We start from the raw sequence: 17,270 nt of genomic DNA on the forward strand, positions 1-17,270 counted from the left end.
ATCATGTAAATATGTTCCACTTCCCTATTATAATTGGAATGTAATTGAAAGGGAAAAAGGATGCTTGGGAAATAATCATTCGGCGGATGGCCCTTCAATCACACCACGATGAAAATGTCTTTCCATGACATACCCAAAAAAGGAGGCAAGCATTTGTTGAAACAGCATGCCAAGTACAACGGGTACCGCAACGGCAGCAGGGAAATAGGTGGTTGCCAGAACGGCTCCAGCACTGATGTTTCGCATACCGCCTGTAAATGTCAAGGTGATGATATCCGCCTTTTCCCATCTTAAACATGCACCGACCATCCAAGAAAGGGCATAACCTGAAGCGGCTATGAACAAAACCAAGAAGGCCATGATCATTATTTTCTTATCGAAATGGGTTAAGAAAGGCGCTATTTTTGAACTGTTCAATATGACTACGATTCCAACGCTTATCTTGGAGAATGGAGCTAATCGGGGAGATAGTGAATATTGTATCTTTCCTTTTGTAGCCTGATTCAAGAACATGGCAAGCATGGAGGGCAGAACGACCATTCCGATTAATCCTTTCACTATCGACCCCAAATCCATTTCGATCGAACCGCCTCCTAAAAAGGAAATGCTGTAAGGGACGATGAATGGCGAGAGTAGGGTGTCGATTAAGATGATGGTTAGGGCAAGTATGGCATTACCCTTATAAATGGATACCCAGATCATACTGGTGACACCGGTTGGAATCACTACTGCGAGGACTAGGCCGGTAATTGTGAAAGCATCACCATGAAACACTAAATGACCGAGGCCAAAAGCCCAAATTGGCATAAGCATATGAAGGATGATCAATACGATGAAAACGGGTAAAGGGTGGGTGACTGCCTGTTGCACAGATTTAAAGTTAGAGCCTAAACTCCCGGAAAATGTAATGAAGGCAAATATCCATGGAACAAGAAAGGTGTAATCCATTAGATGTTCGGACAATAATACCCCAATAATCACGCTTATCGGCGTGATGAGAGGCATGACTTTATCGAGTTGTTCATTTATTGTTTTCAGCATCATTCATCCACTTCCTCATCCATTCTATTAAGTAAGTTTACCATATTCCAAAACATATAATTTGTAAGACAAGAATTTTGTCAATTTATTTTTGAAGATGGCTAAATGCATTTAATGTAAGACTATATAAAATAGGCCAAGTGGGCTGCTAATATATCCATTCTTTTTGTGTTCTCCGCTGCTATGAAACAAAAGGGCTGCAAGCTTTCCCTGATGGATGGTTTTATAAGGAGGTTATTAGGCAGGATTGTTCGATGTAACGTTGTATATTCAATGAAAAATAGTTTAAAGTAGAGGAGAGAGGTGAAAGAAATGGCAGAAAAGGTTTCCAGTATAATGTGGTTTAGTCTTGCAGTACAAGCCCTGCTTGTTCTTGCTGATCATGATGGATTATGCAATAGTAATAAATTGGCCGTTAAGCTTGATTCGGAGTCAGGTTTTCTTAGAAAAATATTAAGTAATTTAGTGAAGGCAGGGCTGATTCAAGCGAAGGAAGGAAGAGATGGGGGATATTCACTTGCCAAAAATCCCGAACAAATCATTCTTGCAGATATATACTCTGCAATTAAATCCGAACCTTTTTCAAAAGGCTTTCTTGATGTGAATGCTAAAAAATGCTTTCAACCATCTTCCCGCGAAGCTTTATGCGGCTTGAAAAACGAGATGGAGAGCTGGATTATACAAGGCTTGGAACAAAAGACGATTGCTGATTTACTTTCAAAATCTTGATTTGAAAAACGAAACTGCCAGGGTTTCGTTTTTCTTAAACTGTATTTGACAAAAGAACAGTATGCGTTATATACTGTTCCTGTAATAATTACAGTTAAATGGAGGTCATTATCAATGACAAAAAATATAATGAGTAAAGAAGAGTACCTGAATAAAGCTAAAGAATTGAATGTACCGCTTGAAAAGCCGAAAGTCCTTAATGATACGGATTTCATTACGGTAGCAAAAGAACGGAGATCTGTTCGTCAGTACGATGCTGAATACGTGATGACTGAAGAGGAAATTCGTGAAATCTTGGAGATTGCGATTCAAGCGCCGTCTTCTTCCAACTTACAGCCATGGAGATTTCTTGTGATTCAAGATAAGCAAACCCAACAAGAATTGCTACCCATCGCAAATAACCAACAACAAATCGTCGATGCATCTGCTGTCATTGCCGTTTTAGCTGATATAGAAGGTTACAAAAATGCAGAACGGATTTATGGTGAATTAGTCAATAAAGGGATCATGAAGAATGAAATCAAAGAGCCATATGTAGCCTCTATTCTGCATAATTACGGCAACTTTTCCGCTGAGAAGGCTTTAAGCGTAGCCATGATTGACGGTGGCTTGGTTTCCATGCAGATCATGTTGGCTGCAAAAGCAAAAGGATACGATACAGTCCCAATGGGAGGGTTCGATGAAGCCAAATTTGTGGATGCGTTCAATGTACCGGAAAACTTCAAACCTGTCATGTTGATTTCCCTTGGAAAAGGAACTAAAGCAGGCTTTGAAAAAGTCCGTTTGCCACTCGATGATATATTGACTTGGAATAAATTCTGAGGAACAAACTAAGAAAAAGGATAGCTAAAATCGCTATCCTTTTTCTCATGGTTTGAGATTTGCTCTCAAAAATCATTTATTCTCGCGAGCAATAAATGAATGTGTTACAATTTTTCCAGATATTTCTTTGGGATGTTTCCTCTAAAAATCACCGACCGGCAAATTAAGCTAATGAATTCTTTTTGGCGTTGCTAGCCAAAATACAGCAATTATCGTGGGTTTAGCCGTTGACAATGGATGGGAGGGAGTCCGTGTGAAGAATATGAAAAGTGAAGTGTTTTCGTGGTTGAAAGCTATCTTATTCGCTTTAATGATCGTGTTCATTTGCCAACAGTTTTTATTTACGCCAGTCACGGTAAAAGGTGAATCAATGGAGCCGACTTATGAAAATGATGACCGGATCGTGGTAGCTAAAATCGGAAAGCCGGAGCGTTTCGATATGGTCGTATTTTATGCTCCGGACGCGGAAGAGAATTATATAAAAAGGGTGATCGGTTTACCAGGGGACAGCGTCGAAATGAAAGATGATGTCTTATATATCAATGGGAAAAAGTATACAGAACCATATTTGAATACAAAAAAAGGAGAAATTCCACCTGAAGAGAACCTGACGGAGAATTTCACCCTAAGTGATTTACTCGGGAAATCCAAGGTACCTGTCGGTCATTTGTTTGTCATGGGGGATAATCGAAGGAATAGTTGGGATGGAAGAAGATTTGGTTTTATTTCTGAAAAATCACTTGTGGGCAAGGTGAAATTTCGCATCTACCCTTTAAAGGAAATGGGAGTGCCGAAGTGAAACGACCACAGTGAATATAAGTGAAAGCTTGGATGATAATGATATGGACTAAGTTGTATTTATAGCAGATGATGGATAAGAACCTTTTCCTATGGTTAAGGTTTTTATTTTGGATTGTGGGGGATTAATATGAAGAATGGTTTATCTGCCATTTCCATCCCGATGCTGGATGAAGAAATGGGACGTCAGGTTAAAGGACATGTCGATTCGCTGACGGTTCCTCAGGGAAGCTTAGGACGGCTGGAAGATTGGATAATTGAACTGGCCAAGATGACAGGGGAGGCATTTCCGGACATTTCGAAACCGGGAGTGATCGTGTTTGCAGCCGACCATGGAATTACGGAAGAAGGCATTTCCGCGTATCCAAAAGAAGTGACGGAACAAATGGCACTTAATTTCCTGAATGACGGTGCTGCCATCAATGTATTAAGCCGTGCGATAGATGCTTACTTGGACATTGTCGATATAGGGATCGATGCAGATATCGAAGCACCGGGGTTAACTTCCAGAAAAGTCCGTAATGGAACTAGAAACTTTTATAAGGAAGAGGCTATGACAAAGGAAGAAGTAAATCAAGCGCTTGACATTGGGTATGACCGTGCAGAGAAAATGATTGCCCGTGGGGTGAACTGCCTGATTCTTGGTGAAATGGGAATCGGAAATACGACATCCAGTACCGCCATCATCTCCATCATAAGCGGGAAAAGCGTCGAATCACTAGTGGGTCAGGGAACAGGATTGAAGTCAGAAGGCATTTTACATAAGCGAAGAATAATTGAAGAAGCGATTTCATTAAGAAATCCTAATCCTGATGATCCAATCAACATTTTGATGAATATCGGTGGATTCGAAATTGCAGGTATGGCAGGGGCCATGCTTGCTGCAGCGAATAACCGTATACCCATTCTTGTTGATGGTTTCATTACAACAACGGCTGCTGTATTGGCAAACCTGATTTCCGGCCGTGCAGCCGATTATATGTTTGTTGGACATCGATCTGCAGAACCTGGTCATAGAGCGGCCATAGAACTGCTTGGCAAGGAACCGATCCTCGACCTGGGAATGAGAATCGGGGAAGGAACAGGGGCTGCCCTATCATACCCCATTCTCAAGGCGGCGACATTGGTCATTAAAGAAATGGCAACATTTGAATCTGCGGGCGTGTCAAATAAGTAAGAAAAAGGAGACCTCGATAACGCTGGTCTCCTTTTTATACAGGTGAAAAATTGGATACTGCATTGAAACATTCTTCTATTCCGCTGTTATTTAATAGGCAGATGATCTTTATATTTCTTCATTTTCCTGACGACGGAAGGCTGGCTGATACCTAAGAATTTAGCCATTTCATATGTGGACTTGCATTGTTTACTCGCTTTCATCAACATCCATTTTTCGACTTGTTCGAGAGCAGTATTGAGATCACTATCATCAACCATCATATTGTCGATCATTAGGGTATCATCTATTTTCTCCAAAGATTCTTGTCCATGGAAATGGGAGGGGAGAAAGCCTGGGAAAATGATGGAGTCTTCCGAGGTCAAAATGAGCCGTTCAATCAGGTTTTCCAATTCACGCACGTTTCCTGACCATTTATGCTGAATCAGTATTTCGTAAGTGGAAGGGTGCAATTTCTTATCCGACTTGTATTTCTTATTGATGATTTCGAGATTATGATTGATTAAGATGGCAATGTCTTCTTTTCTTTCTCGTAACGGCGGTATTTGGATGGGAATCACATTTAAGCGATAATACAAATCGAGCCTGAATGTTCCCTTCTCCACCATTTCCTCAAGGTTTTGATTGGTTGCCGTCACAAGCCGGAAATCAATTTTATGCTCTTTTTTTCCTCCCACTCTTTTAAAGGTCTTCTCTTGCAGGACATTTAATAACTTCACTTGCATATCGAGGGGAAGCTCCCCGATTTCATCCAGAAATAAGGTTCCGTTATCTGCTTGTTCGATCAGCCCTTGCTTCCCCTGCTTCTGCGCTCCGGTGAAGGATCCCGCTTCATATCCAAACATTTCGGATTCAAAGAGACTTTCTGGGATGGTACTGCAGTTGACTTCGATGAATGGCTCTTTGCTGCGGTAACTCTGATTGTGCAGCCGGCGGGCGAATACGCTCTTTCCCACACCGGATTCCCCAAGTAGCATGACTGTCGCATCCGTTTTGGAAACACGGTGTATCGTTTTGGCGATTTGCCGCATTTCCTTGCTGCGATAGATCAACTCCTCCTGTTCCCTTAGTTCCTCGACCTCCGATTGGTATTCTTGAATCTTTTTCTCCAATTGACCGTACTGATCCTGGAGGTTCCTGATTTCAGTTTGATCTTGGGCATAGCTGACGACACGAATCAATTCACCATCATCATCAAAGATGGGATAGGCAGTCGACATGACGATTTTTCCCGTCTTCGTTTGCTGCATGATCTGGATAGGCGTTTTCTCTTTCAATACCATGGCGGAAATCGAAGGTGAAAGGATTCCTTCCGTTTCGAGCTGGTAAACGGATTTTCCAAGGTAATGTTCTGGTTCGATTCCATATATCCACCAATGGTTAGGATTCGTGAATAAAATGAATCCTTTTTCATCGGTCACGGTAATATTATTATTGGATGTGTTGATAATGCATTCCAAAACTCTTTTGACGTTGTTATCACTCATCATTTTCCCCCTTATCACTGTGCCGGTGATTCAAATATAAATCAAAAACAGAAGCGAAATCAAGAATTTTCAGATATTTCGATTTGGAATTGAATCATTTTTTATAAGAATCATGCCTGAGATAGTCTCACTCACTTACTTCATTCATCAAGCTAAAACTAGAGTAATAGAGACGCCACCTACATTAAAGCAAATGGATACTTATACGGTTAACCTACTTATGTTTGGGTATAAATAAAGTAGAGAGTAATCGATTGAAGGAGTGATTGACTTGGCTGAAAACACAACCTTGGGACAATATTTATACGACTGCTTAAAAGCAGAAGGCATTACAGAGATTTTTGGTGTGCCTGGAGATTATAATTTCTCATTGCTAGATACTTTGGAAGATTACGATGGGATTGAGTTTATTAATGGACGAAATGAACTCAATGCTGGTTACGCAGCGGACGCATATGCCCGGGTGAAGGGCATGTCGGCACTGATAACCACCTTTGGTGTCGGTGAAATGAGCGCATGTAATGCAATCGCTGGAGCGTACAGTGAAAATGTGCCGCTCATCCATATTGTCGGCTCGCCAAAGACCATGATGCAGCAGGAAAAGGAGCTTGCCCACCATACGTTAATGGATGGAGATTTTGATGTTTTCCGTAAGGTTTATGAGCATATTACCGGTTATACAGCAATACTTACACCAGAAAACGCGGCTAGGGAGATACCGGCTGCAATCAAAATCGCGAAAGAAAAGAAAAAGCCCGTTTATTTGGTAGTGGCTATCGATCTCGTTGAAAAACCATTGCTTTCTCTCGGTAAGACATCAGAAAACATGACAAAAACGAATGTCGATGCTTTGCAGTCAGCAGTGAAGCATATAAAAGGCATGTTAGAACATGTAAATAAAGCCGTTCTGCTTGTCGACGTGAAAACACTTCGTTATAACTTGCAGAAACCCGTACTGCAGCTCGCTGAGAGGTTAAATGTTCCAGTTGCTTCATTGATGCAGGGGAAAAGCGGGTTTGATGAGAGTCATCCCCAGTATATTGGTGTATACGGCGGAGCTTTCGGAAGCAAGGATGTAACTGAGACTGTTGAAGAAGCGGATTTGATCATAGCCGTTGGTACTGTTTGGTCAGACGTCAATACTTCCAAAGGTACAGCAAAGCTTAACCCGTTGAAAATGGTGGAAATTCAACCTGACACATTAAAAGTGGGGGAAGCCAGCTATATGAATGTCAAGGCGGAGGAAATACTAAATGCGCTCCAGGACATTGGCTACCGTCAGAACGAATCTGTCGGAAACATCTCGTTTCCGTTTGACACAATGGTGGAAGACCCATCTGCACCACTGAAAGCGACTTCCTATTATCCTCGAATTCAGCAAATGTTGAAGGAAAATGACATTGTGGTCACGGAAACAGGAACATTCTCTTATGGCATGTCACAGGTCAGATTGCCGAAAGGGGCGACCTACATAGCCCAGGGAGGCTGGCAAAGCATTGGTTATGCGACGCCTGCAGCTTTCGGTGCTTGTATAGCGGATAGAAACCGGCGTGTCCTTTTGTTTACCGGGGACGGATCGATACAGCTGACAGCACAGGAAATAAGCTCGATGCTGGAGAACGGCTGTAAGCCCATCGTGTTTATCCTCAACAATAACGGCTATACGATAGAAAAATTCTTAAACGTAAAAGTCGATATAGAAAAACAGAAATACAACGAGATACCAGAGTGGAATTATACAAAACTGGCTGAAGCATTTGGTCAAGAGGCATTCACAGCAAGAGTCGAGACGAATGGTGAACTGGATGAAGCCATTACAAATGCCCAAGATATGAACGCCGATAAACTTTGCCTTATAGAACTGGTCGTGAAAGATCAGATGGATGCACCAGATTATTTGAAAAAAATAAGGCAGTACCTTGAAGAGCAAGAGAAACTAAAGTAATTAATCCTTGAGTTTTTTTTACATTAATCCTTAAAGGATGGCAGAAATTTGCGACACTCCTGCCGAATAACTGGCTAGCCGGGACACCACAGGCGCTTGCTTTGAGGTGGCTTGGCAGAAAGCCGGCGGAAAGGGAGCGGATTTCTGGAATCGACTGAAATCAAATTTAAGAAAAACCGTAGTCTAGGCTCATCCCGAACCAAGTTTAAGACGAGGTGTTCCTTGAGTTTTTTTTACATTAATCCTTAAAGGATGGAAGAAATTTGCGACACTCCTGCCGAGTAACTGGCTAGCCGAGACTCTGGAGACGTTTACGTCGAGGAGGCTTGGCAGAAAGCCGGCGGAAAAGGGAGCGGATTTCTGGAATCGACTGGAATCAAATTCAAGAAAAAACCGTAGGCTAGGCTCATTCCGAACCCAGTTTAAGACGAGGTGATCCTTGAGTTTTTTTTACATTAATCCTTAAAGGATGGAAGAAATTTGCGACACTCCTGCCGAATAACTGGCTAGCCGAGACCCCGGAGACGTTTACGTCGAGGAGGCTTGGCAGAAAGCCGGCGGAAAAGGGAGCGGATTTCTGGAATCGACTGGAATCAAATTTAAGAAAAACCGTAGGCTAGGCTCATTCCGAACCAAGTTTAAGACGAGGTGATCCTTGAGTTTTTTTTACATTAGTCCTTAAAGGATGGAAGAAATTTGCGACACTCCTGCCGAATAACTGGCTAGCCGAGACTCTGGAGACGTTTACGTCGAGGAGGCTTGGCAGAAAGCCGGCGGAAAAGGGAGCGGATTTCTGGAATCGACTGGAATCAAATTTAAGAAAAACCGTAGGCTAGGCTCATTCCGAACCAAGTTTAAGACGAGGTGATCCTTGAGTTTTTTTTACATTAGTCCTTAAAGGATGGAAGAAATTTGCGACACTCCTGCCGAATAACTGGCTAGCCGAGACCCCGGAGACGTTTACGTCGAGGAGGCTTGGCAGACAGTCGGCGGAAAGGGAGCGGATTTCTGGAATCGACTGGAACTTTTTTGAAATAAAAAAGCTCAGGCAAACTTACTCTTCTTATTAGTATACTTTCTGAAAAGGTCTTCTGTGATGAAGGCCTTTTTTTGTTGGAAATGTAGATAATGTACTTACTTATATCTGCACGGCCCGATCAAGGACAAGCATGCTAGTTGAAAAAGTGAACAGGATATACCCAGAATGACAATACCAATATTGGTAACGGTTATTTCAAAATTGAAACCAAGAATTTTTAAACTAAGAGTATTATGAAAATATCATGAAGTAATAGGAAAAATATTCTTCCTTAGCAGAGAAAACCATTCTTTTTCCTGCTAGCAATTTCTGTAGAGAAGGAGATCCAAAAAATGCGTAAAAATGTATCATTAGCGCGGTTAATAGAGTCGAATAAAGAAAATCTCAACAATAATCAGCTGTTCATAGATCTTATAGAAGAAAAAGTCCATAGAAAGCAGGTTGAAATGCAGGAAAGACATCTAACAAAACAGGCAGGTGAGGGAAATGTTATTAAGAAAGGCTTGGTTATTACAACAAATGATAACCTATCATAGAAAAAAGAAGGATGAAATAGGCCAACGAAAGGAGTTATCAAGCTTTGAAGGAGTCCATATCAGTAATCAACTGAATTATGCGATAGTGGAAATGCGAAGGTTAATGCTCCAGGTATGAGGAAAGAGAGGATAATGTAGTAAATACAATAGGACGGATCTTCGGAGCCCCAATACAATCCGAGAATTCGTATTAACGCTTCCAGGATTCTCTTAATATGAAACGCTTCGACGATGAAATACATAAATAAAAACCTAAGTAACAAAATCAATTTCTTTGCGCTTTGTCAGCATTTACTCGATTAATCAGAGCACGAAGGCATTCCCTTTAACTTTATCGACTGTATAATCGAAAAAAAAATAGTATGAATTAGCTAAACGAAAACGATGAGTTTAATAATTATACATAAAATTAAAATATTGGGGGATAATGAGATGATAAAAAAATTTTATAAGAGTACATTTGTTTTAATTTTAGTATTTAGTATAATTACACCAGTGTTTCCCAATAAAACTGCAGAAGCTTGTTATCCGGCATATCAATGTATGTCTAAATCAATTTTGCCAACAAATTACAAATTGTATTTTAGTAATAAGAATAGATCAAGAGGATTATTAGTCGGTTCATTAGCAATAGGAGCTGCTGGTTTGATTCCTGGAATGAGTGTTACATCATTTTTAGCTGGATCTGCATTTGGAATAAAGGAATATTCAAAGGGCTATATGTCATACAAGGTATATATCAAAAGAAGTTCAAAATCTAATAAAAAAGGACAACTTAAATTTGTATATTATAAAGAGAAGAATTTTAAGGGGGCAACTAAAACTACCTATTCAGATTTTTAAAATTGAAAAGAGGTGTTGATAATGAGTAAGTATTGGTTTTATAAAATCTTTTTAACTGGTGTGTTTATTATTGCTACTATTATCTTTTACAAATTCGGGTTTACTAGTGAAGGTTTAGTTTACTTTGTATTTTTTGCAATACTTTTAAGTGTTTTGAGTATTTTTAATCGTAAAATCAACTATAAAAAAAAGACTTAATACTTTAACAAATTAAAAATAAATTTCCAGTTATAAATAATAAACCACAATTGAATTATTGCGCTTTTATGCGATTATGGAGATGTAAAGGTTAATGCGCAAGAAATGAGTCAAAAAGATAATGATGTGGGAACATTTGTAGGTAACGGTGTAAAATGATTTTTAATTTTTTTGAATATTACATCATTTTATATTGAGAGAGTCTTGGAGCCATTATCTCTACCTATTGTTTTGCCTTGGGAAAGGTAACTGCTCTGAAGTCAGCCAGTTAATATAAATGATAATTGCTGGATAGGAGCCAGGATACTATTTTGTCAGGTGTGTAATTGGCAGAATCGATAATCACTAAAAGTATTTATGCTACAATTTTTCATCATTGCGGGTAATCCAGCAAAAGTGATGAAAATGTTACTTGCTAAAGAGACTAATAGAACTGAAAAAAATATATTTTTTATGGAAATATGACCAGTATCTGACAGTGAAGGGACTCTCCTTAGGGGACAATCTGAAATGGAAGCTTGTTTTCCTCATTACAAAGGAAATTGTAATATGGAACCTACTAGTGCATTTGTACCATAACACCAGTTGCCGGCTAGTTAACATTATCATAAGCAAAAAAGCGTGTATGATCATTTATCGAAACACGCTTTTTTGCTTTTTATCGTTTACTGCCACCATCATTTAGTTTAGGACTCGGACTGCCTTCACAAAGCTTGGTCCCCAGTAGGAATTGTTAATATTAGCGTAGGATACACCTTTAGATGTCGAAGCATTCAGCATTTGACCGTTACCGGCATAAATTCCTACATGATTGATTACTCCATCATTATTGGTATCGAAGAATACTAAATCCCCTTTTTGCAGGGCCTTTGAAGATACAGCTTTACCAACGTGTGATTGGGCCACTGAATTTCGAGGCAAGGAAATACCTGCACTTTGGAATGCTCTTAATGTGAATGAAGAGCAATCAAATACATCAGTGCGTGAAGTGCTCGCACCGTAAACATACTTGGCTCCCAAGTATTTAGCGCCAGCTGCCAAAACTTGATCTGCCTTGTTGGATTTGGACGGTTTATTAATTGCAGATACCGAGGCCTTCCCTGAAACCCGGATGGTTTGGCCGATACGAATACGATCTGAATTGGAAATGTTAGGGTTTATTTTAAGTAAGGCACTAAGGGAAAGGTTATATCTTTTAGCGATTGTTGATAAGGAATCCCCTAATTTAACGACATAAACGCCTGTTGTATTTTTACCTTTATCCGGATTGCTGGTAATGGCATTAACCTTCAAGACCTGACCTGGAAAAATGAGAGTGCTAGTCAAATGATTCATAGACTTTAATTGTTGGACAGTCATATTATTGACTCTGGCAATTTTGCCCAGGGTATCCCCGGATTTGACTTTATATGTAGCATTTGAACTATTTTTAGCCGTAGAGCTGGATCCGGCCGTTTGTCCGGAAACCCGGATGGTTTGGCCAATATATATCCGGTCCGAACTAGAAATATTAGGGTTTAATTTAAGCAGGGCACTAACGGATACATTATATTTATTGGCAATTTTAGATAAAGAATCCCCAAGTTTAACCACATATTTTTCGGTTTTATCTTTACTTTTATCTGTATGGTTGTTAAGGGTATTGAATTTCAAGACTTGGCCGGGAAAAATAAGGTTACTAGTCAAATGGTTTTGAGATTTTAAGTGCTGGACAGTTGTATTATTGGCTTTAGAGATTTTATCCAGGGTGTCCCCTGATTTAACTTGATAAGAACCAGCATAAGCAGAAGTGCCGGCGATTAGGGTACCTATAATGGTCCCCGCAAGAATGAAAGAGTTTTTAGAATTGTTCATTTAGGAAAGTTCCTCCTGATGTGGTAAAAAAATATCTAGCATTTATATTATAAAGGTATGGAATATAAAAAACATGACCCATATAAATAAAATTCAACTTTTTCGTCATTTTTCGGGTAATCTTGCTACAGGGGAATGGGGATTAATGGGATTTAGGTGGAGTGTAAGAGGGCCATATGTAATTTCGCATAAATGGATAAAAAGAGATTTCATAAAAATGGAGGTTTTAGGTGATTAAAAGAAAGGTAAGGATGGCATATCCTTACCTTTCCATGATTCATTTTTTAATATTGTCTATAAACATAGGGATCATCCGGTTCAGCGATTTTACTATGTGATGATACTTTGAGCAGGGGAATGGTTTTCTTGAATGGCTGATAATAAATGGATTCCAATTCACCTGTCACGGAATACCACTCATCATTTTTAGGATGCATTCCTTCAGGAAATTCGATTAACATACCGAATACCCCAGAGTCAGCGACACAGTGAATGACCCCAAAACGAAACAGGAAGACCTGGTTTTTTGCTAGCTCATCTGAATTGTACGAAAATCCGGTTAACGTTATTTGCTTGCCAGTGAACTTTCCAGGAGAGTAATAGATGGCTTCTAAATCGTTTAGATAGTTTTCATCTGTTAATTGGAGACTATCACGATCAACCAGGCCTTTGAGAGAGTTATCCATTAAAGTTAAATAGTCATCCTTGCCATAATAAAGACTCGTATCCGGCTGCAGGAATTGATGCTGGCTATATTCATCCGAGTCTTCATATACAGGGAAATGAAAACCTTTTTTTTCTACAATATTGGAGTCCATAGTGGCAACAGGCAAAAAGAGACCGGTTAAAATGGGAATGAAGTATAGGAAGTAAGTAAGGTTCCTTTTCCATTTCTTATTTTCCCGGGAGTGATCATGTCCGCACTGACAATCAACACCTTCTTCTTGATTATCTTCCTTAAAATATAAGTAAGATCCCATTAAAGTGAATATTGCCAGTATATAGATAGCAATCTGTGAAACATATGAATATTCCATATTAATGTATTTCGATATATTCCCTGAGGCGTGTAAATGCATGAATAAAAAAGTAAGTCCAAGTAATATGAATAATCTTCCCATATAAAACACCCTCTTTAAGAAATAAACAATAAAGTTAGGCCTAAGACGGAAATAAATATATAGGCCATCAAACATAAAACGAATTTTGTTTTGAAGGTACCTAAAAGCATGATCGTATTTTTAATATCAAACATGGCCCCAAATACAAGAAAAGCAACTAGTGAAGAGGGAGAGAAGGTACTTCTAAAAGAACTTGCAACAAAGGCGTCCGCTTGGGAACACAAGGACATGACATAGGATAAAGCCATCATGACTGCATTCCCTGATAGTTTTCCTTGACCGATTTCAAGCAATAGGGATGTTTTCAAAAAGGTTTGAATGGCAGCTGCCAGCAATGCACCAATGATTAAGTATTTTCCAACAGAAAAGAACTCTTCAATCGAATGTTTGAACATCCCCGTTATTTTGTCATTAAATGTAAGTTTATGGTGATGTATATGTTCGATATGTTCCTGTTTAAGCTGATTTGTCTTAAATTGAAAAGACAGGATGAATGCAATGATCAGGACGACCGCGAATGCAATTCCGCCACGATAGAAAACCATGCTCCAGCTATTTCCAAACGCTATATAGGTGGAAAACAGGACGATCGGATTGAGAATGGGTGCAGAAAGCATAAAGGCAATGGCCGCTGAAAGAGGAACCCCTTTAGCGATCAAACGGCGGGTGATCGGGACGATCCCGCACTCGCAGGCAAGAAAAAAGACTCCTGCACCTATTGCGGATAGAACAGATAAGATCGGATTTTTCGGAATGATTTTTGCAATCATCTCTTCCGACACAAAAATTTGGATGATTCCAGATATAAGGACTCCCAGTAAAATGAAGGGAAGGGATTCAATTAGGATACTAATAAAAATTGTATTCATTTGCAAAAGGGCCTGAACGTTCATCATAAACCACCTTCCATATTGCTGACTTAACTATATTAGGTTCGTAATAGAAGGAAGTCAATTTATTATTACTGGGGAAATAGGCTGGAAGATGAATGTGTAAGGAAATTATGGAAATTGATTTATGGGATATTGAGGGGACTTGAATAATCTAATGTATAAGTTTGGCAGAAATTAAACTTCAATTAAAGTCTTGTTCCTTTTGAGGCTAGGGCTGTCATTAGCTATATTCATAATACTTTCATATGCGATACTTGATATGGATTTCGTGATGCTTACCGACAAAGCAAAATCCCCTCTAAGTTGTGTAACATACACAGAATTACAATGTTAGCTTAGAGGGAATAACATCATGGAGACTATTTTGGTCCCCTTTTATTAATTAAGTTCTTACGGGATATAAATGGATTGTCGGTAACCCAGAAACGCCAAGGGTAATCCTTTGCTTCCCCGGAGTTGTCGATTCCGACGCGGGGACCGCTGGATATGTGGCCAGGCTTTTTTCCGGCAGCCAGATATAGCGGGGGATCGGTAAAAGATCGGCCATAATCATCCATGGTGATGCCTAGTGCCTTTGTTAGCTTCCCTGGTCCATCGGTCCATTTACGAATATCGGCAATTCCGCGTCTTTCATGCATTAACTCGAGCCCTGAATACGGTTCAATCGCGCGAATTAATATGGCTTCCGGATTTTCTGGTCCGCCGCTTACGACATTGACCAGTGTATGTGTGTGCATGACGTATGTATAGATCAAACCGGAATTTCCGAACATCACTTCCGTCCGTTTTGTCCGTCTATTTCCAAAACTATGTGCGGCCCTGTCCCCAGGTCCCATGTAGGCCTCTGTTTCAACAATGAATCCAGAAGCGGTTCCTTCCGCTGTTTCTTTTACGATCAGGCAGCCAAGAAGGGATTTCGCCAGTTCAAGTGTGGGCTGCTGATAAAAATCAGCAGGCAAAATTGAATCGTTTATCTTGTCCATAGTATCACCCCATTTAGTCTCATACAGGTAAAATGCCCTTATCAAATGAAAAAGAAACATAGGGTTGAAGGGATGAAAAAGGCCGGCTGATTATATCAGCCGGTCCCGAGCCTGTTTTAGCTTAATTCTTCTTCCGTTTCTTGATCTCTTTTGATTCGGCCCGAACCCACGGAAAGTGCCACTAATATCCCTGCGGAAACGAAAAAGATACCGGTGATGAAAACACTGGAGAATGCATCGATCCAAGCATTTTCTATCGTTTTAACAAGGACATTGCTGACTTCTGCGGGCATTTTTAGGTTTTCGGGATAAAGCATGATGTTGAATAACGTATCCGTTTTATCGGCTAATGCTTTCAGTGCCTCATGCAATATAGGGTCTTTTTGACTTACGACCGCATCATCCATATTTTGCTGGAGATTGTGATTCATGACAGCATTCAAAATCGTGATGCCCATCGTTCCACCTATTGAGCGGAAGAAGGTTGAAGCCGCTGTAACCGACCCTAGCTGCGATTTTGGAAATTCGTTTTGAACGGCAATCATCAATGTCGGCATGACAAGCCCCATACCTATCCCAAGGATGGCCATGAATGAGTACGCAGTGAATATAGTCGTACTGCCGTCCATCATACTCATTAGGAAAAAGCCAAGCGTCGCAAAGGCCATTCCAAAGGTAAGCACGGTACGAAAACGGAATTTCAAAAGTAACCGCCCGCCAATGATGCTGGAAAGAATCATACCAATCATCATCGGAGTCATGGTCGATCCCGCTTTTGTTGGTGAAACTCCCAAAACGCCTTGCATGAACAGCGGGACGAACATGATTGCCCCAAACATGCCAAGGCCAAGCAGGAATCCTAAAATATTCGTGGTGGAAAAAACTCTATTTTTAAAAAGGGTTAAATCAAGGATCGGTTCGACCGCTCTTCTTTCAAAAATGATGAATAGGACAATGAAGACAATGGTGCTGCCGAAAATCAAGATAGATTCCAGTGATAACCATTCGAATTTATCACCACCGAAGGTCAAGCCAAGCAATAATAGGACAATACCAGGAATCAAAGTGAAGATTCCTAGATAATCGATATTCACTTTCTCAGTTTTCCTTATCGCTTCATGTTTCAATCCTACATAAATCAAAATGGCCGATAGTAAGCCTGTCGGTACATTGATCAAAAAAATCCAATGCCAGCTGATATGGTCAACGATCAGGCCGCCCAGAAAAGGTCCGATGACAGAACTTAATCCAAAAAGGGCTCCGAATACACCCTGCCATTTGGCTCTTTGTTCCGCAGAGAATATATCGCCGATGATTGTTTGGGATAAAGGCATGATCATTCCGCCGCCGATTCCCTGCAGACCTCTGTAGATGATCAATTGCTCCATCGAAGTGGCTGTGGCACATAAAAACGAACCGATCGTAAATATGATTGTGCCAAGCAGATAAAGGGAACGCCTGCCATATAAATCAGATAGCTTTCCAACAATGGGTACAACAGTCGTTGAGGCTATTAAATAGGCAGTCGTTACCCATGCAAAGATGGTGAAACCATTCAATTCCCCGATAATTGTCGGCATGGCCGTACCGACGATCGTCTGTTCCAATGAACTGAAAAACATTCCTATGATCAATCCTGTTAAGACAAGCTTGGTATTGACCGCTTTTTTTTCCATTTGCATAGCATTTCTCCATTTCTATAACTGTATTTCTTATTCGTTTGTGACTAATAGGTCAAAATTATAAATCTCTAATGACCAATTAGTCAACATTTTTTTTGCAAAAGAATTCAATTACTTGACTA

Annotated in this window: 14 protein-coding genes; 7 read left to right on the plus strand and 7 right to left on the minus strand. The window is 40.1% G+C overall.

Going from position 1 to position 17,270, the window contains the following annotated elements; translation table 11 throughout:
• Positions 1 to 75: 75 nt before the first annotated feature.
• On the minus strand, positions 76 to 1,044 hold the full coding sequence (locus OTG27_RS06285) for a bile acid:sodium symporter family protein (protein ID WP_268936524.1): 969 nt from the start codon (positions 1,042 to 1,044) through the stop codon (positions 76 to 78).
• 309 nt (positions 1,045 to 1,353) lie between these two features.
• On the opposite strand from OTG27_RS06285, the gene OTG27_RS06290 reads away from it, so the two are divergent.
• The 4 genes from OTG27_RS06290 to cobT all read left to right on the plus strand — a co-directional run bounded on the left by OTG27_RS06290 (position 1,354) and on the right by cobT (position 4,567).
• Entirely contained in the window at positions 1,354 to 1,770 is a 417-nt protein-coding gene (locus tag OTG27_RS06290; RefSeq protein ID WP_057275636.1) for an RrF2 family transcriptional regulator, read from the plus strand.
• A gap of 114 nt (positions 1,771 to 1,884) precedes the next feature.
• Positions 1,885 to 2,592 (plus strand): nitroreductase family protein, encoded by a 708-nt coding sequence (locus OTG27_RS06295; protein ID WP_106026743.1) that lies wholly within the window; start codon positions 1,885 to 1,887, stop codon positions 2,590 to 2,592.
• A gap of 262 nt (positions 2,593 to 2,854) precedes the next feature.
• Complete coding sequence (gene lepB, locus OTG27_RS06300; RefSeq protein WP_106026814.1) at positions 2,855 to 3,391, plus strand: signal peptidase I; 537 nt, start codon at positions 2,855 to 2,857, stop codon at positions 3,389 to 3,391.
• Between the two features lie 129 nt (positions 3,392 to 3,520).
• On the plus strand, positions 3,521 to 4,567 hold the full coding sequence (gene cobT / locus OTG27_RS06305; RefSeq protein WP_268936525.1) for a nicotinate-nucleotide--dimethylbenzimidazole phosphoribosyltransferase: 1,047 nt from the start codon (positions 3,521 to 3,523) through the stop codon (positions 4,565 to 4,567).
• Between the two features lie 86 nt (positions 4,568 to 4,653).
• Here the strand turns inward: cobT and OTG27_RS06310 are convergent, their stop codons facing one another.
• A complete protein-coding gene (locus tag OTG27_RS06310) occupies positions 4,654 to 6,057 on the minus strand; it encodes a sigma-54 interaction domain-containing protein (RefSeq protein ID WP_054397515.1) in 1,404 nt (467 codons plus the stop codon).
• A gap of 268 nt (positions 6,058 to 6,325) precedes the next feature.
• Between OTG27_RS06310 and OTG27_RS06315 the strand changes: the two genes are divergently transcribed.
• The 3 genes from OTG27_RS06315 (at position 6,326) to OTG27_RS06325 (ending at position 10,417) form a co-directional block, all read left to right on the plus strand.
• Entirely contained in the window at positions 6,326 to 7,999 is a 1,674-nt protein-coding gene (locus tag OTG27_RS06315; protein WP_268564304.1) for an alpha-keto acid decarboxylase family protein, read from the plus strand.
• Positions 8,000 to 9,370: 1,371 nt separating this feature from the next.
• The gene (locus tag OTG27_RS06320; protein WP_252268734.1) at positions 9,371 to 9,574 is read left to right on the plus strand and encodes a hypothetical protein; all 204 of its coding nucleotides are present in this window, start codon (positions 9,371 to 9,373) and stop codon (positions 9,572 to 9,574) included.
• Between the two features lie 432 nt (positions 9,575 to 10,006).
• A complete protein-coding gene (locus OTG27_RS06325) occupies positions 10,007 to 10,417 on the plus strand; it encodes a hypothetical protein (protein WP_268936527.1) in 411 nt (136 codons plus the stop codon).
• Positions 10,418 to 11,296: 879 nt separating this feature from the next.
• On the opposite strand, the gene OTG27_RS06330 is transcribed toward OTG27_RS06325, so the two are convergent.
• The 5 genes from OTG27_RS06330 to OTG27_RS06350 all read right to left on the minus strand — a co-directional run bounded on the left by OTG27_RS06330 (position 11,297) and on the right by OTG27_RS06350 (position 17,148).
• Positions 11,297 to 12,469, minus strand: coding sequence for a C40 family peptidase (locus tag OTG27_RS06330; RefSeq protein WP_268936529.1), 1,173 nt, complete (start codon positions 12,467 to 12,469; stop codon positions 11,297 to 11,299).
• 284 nt (positions 12,470 to 12,753) lie between these two features.
• A complete protein-coding gene (locus OTG27_RS06335; RefSeq protein ID WP_214769968.1) occupies positions 12,754 to 13,590 on the minus strand; it encodes a TIGR03943 family putative permease subunit in 837 nt (278 codons plus the stop codon).
• A gap of 14 nt (positions 13,591 to 13,604) precedes the next feature.
• The gene (locus OTG27_RS06340) at positions 13,605 to 14,486 is read right to left on the minus strand and encodes a permease (protein WP_222620109.1); all 882 of its coding nucleotides are present in this window, start codon (positions 14,484 to 14,486) and stop codon (positions 13,605 to 13,607) included.
• Between the two features lie 356 nt (positions 14,487 to 14,842).
• A complete protein-coding gene (locus OTG27_RS06345; protein WP_063577235.1) occupies positions 14,843 to 15,466 on the minus strand; it encodes a DNA-3-methyladenine glycosylase in 624 nt (207 codons plus the stop codon).
• A 116-nt stretch (positions 15,467 to 15,582) separates the two neighbouring features.
• Complete coding sequence (locus tag OTG27_RS06350; protein ID WP_268936530.1) at positions 15,583 to 17,148, minus strand: MDR family MFS transporter; 1,566 nt, start codon at positions 17,146 to 17,148, stop codon at positions 15,583 to 15,585.
• Positions 17,149 to 17,270: the final 122 nt, after the last annotated feature.

Origin of the sequence: Peribacillus sp. AS_2, assembly GCF_026891895.1 — a bacterium.
In the GTDB taxonomy this organism is placed as follows: domain Bacteria; phylum Bacillota; class Bacilli; order Bacillales; family DSM-1321; genus Peribacillus; species Peribacillus frigoritolerans.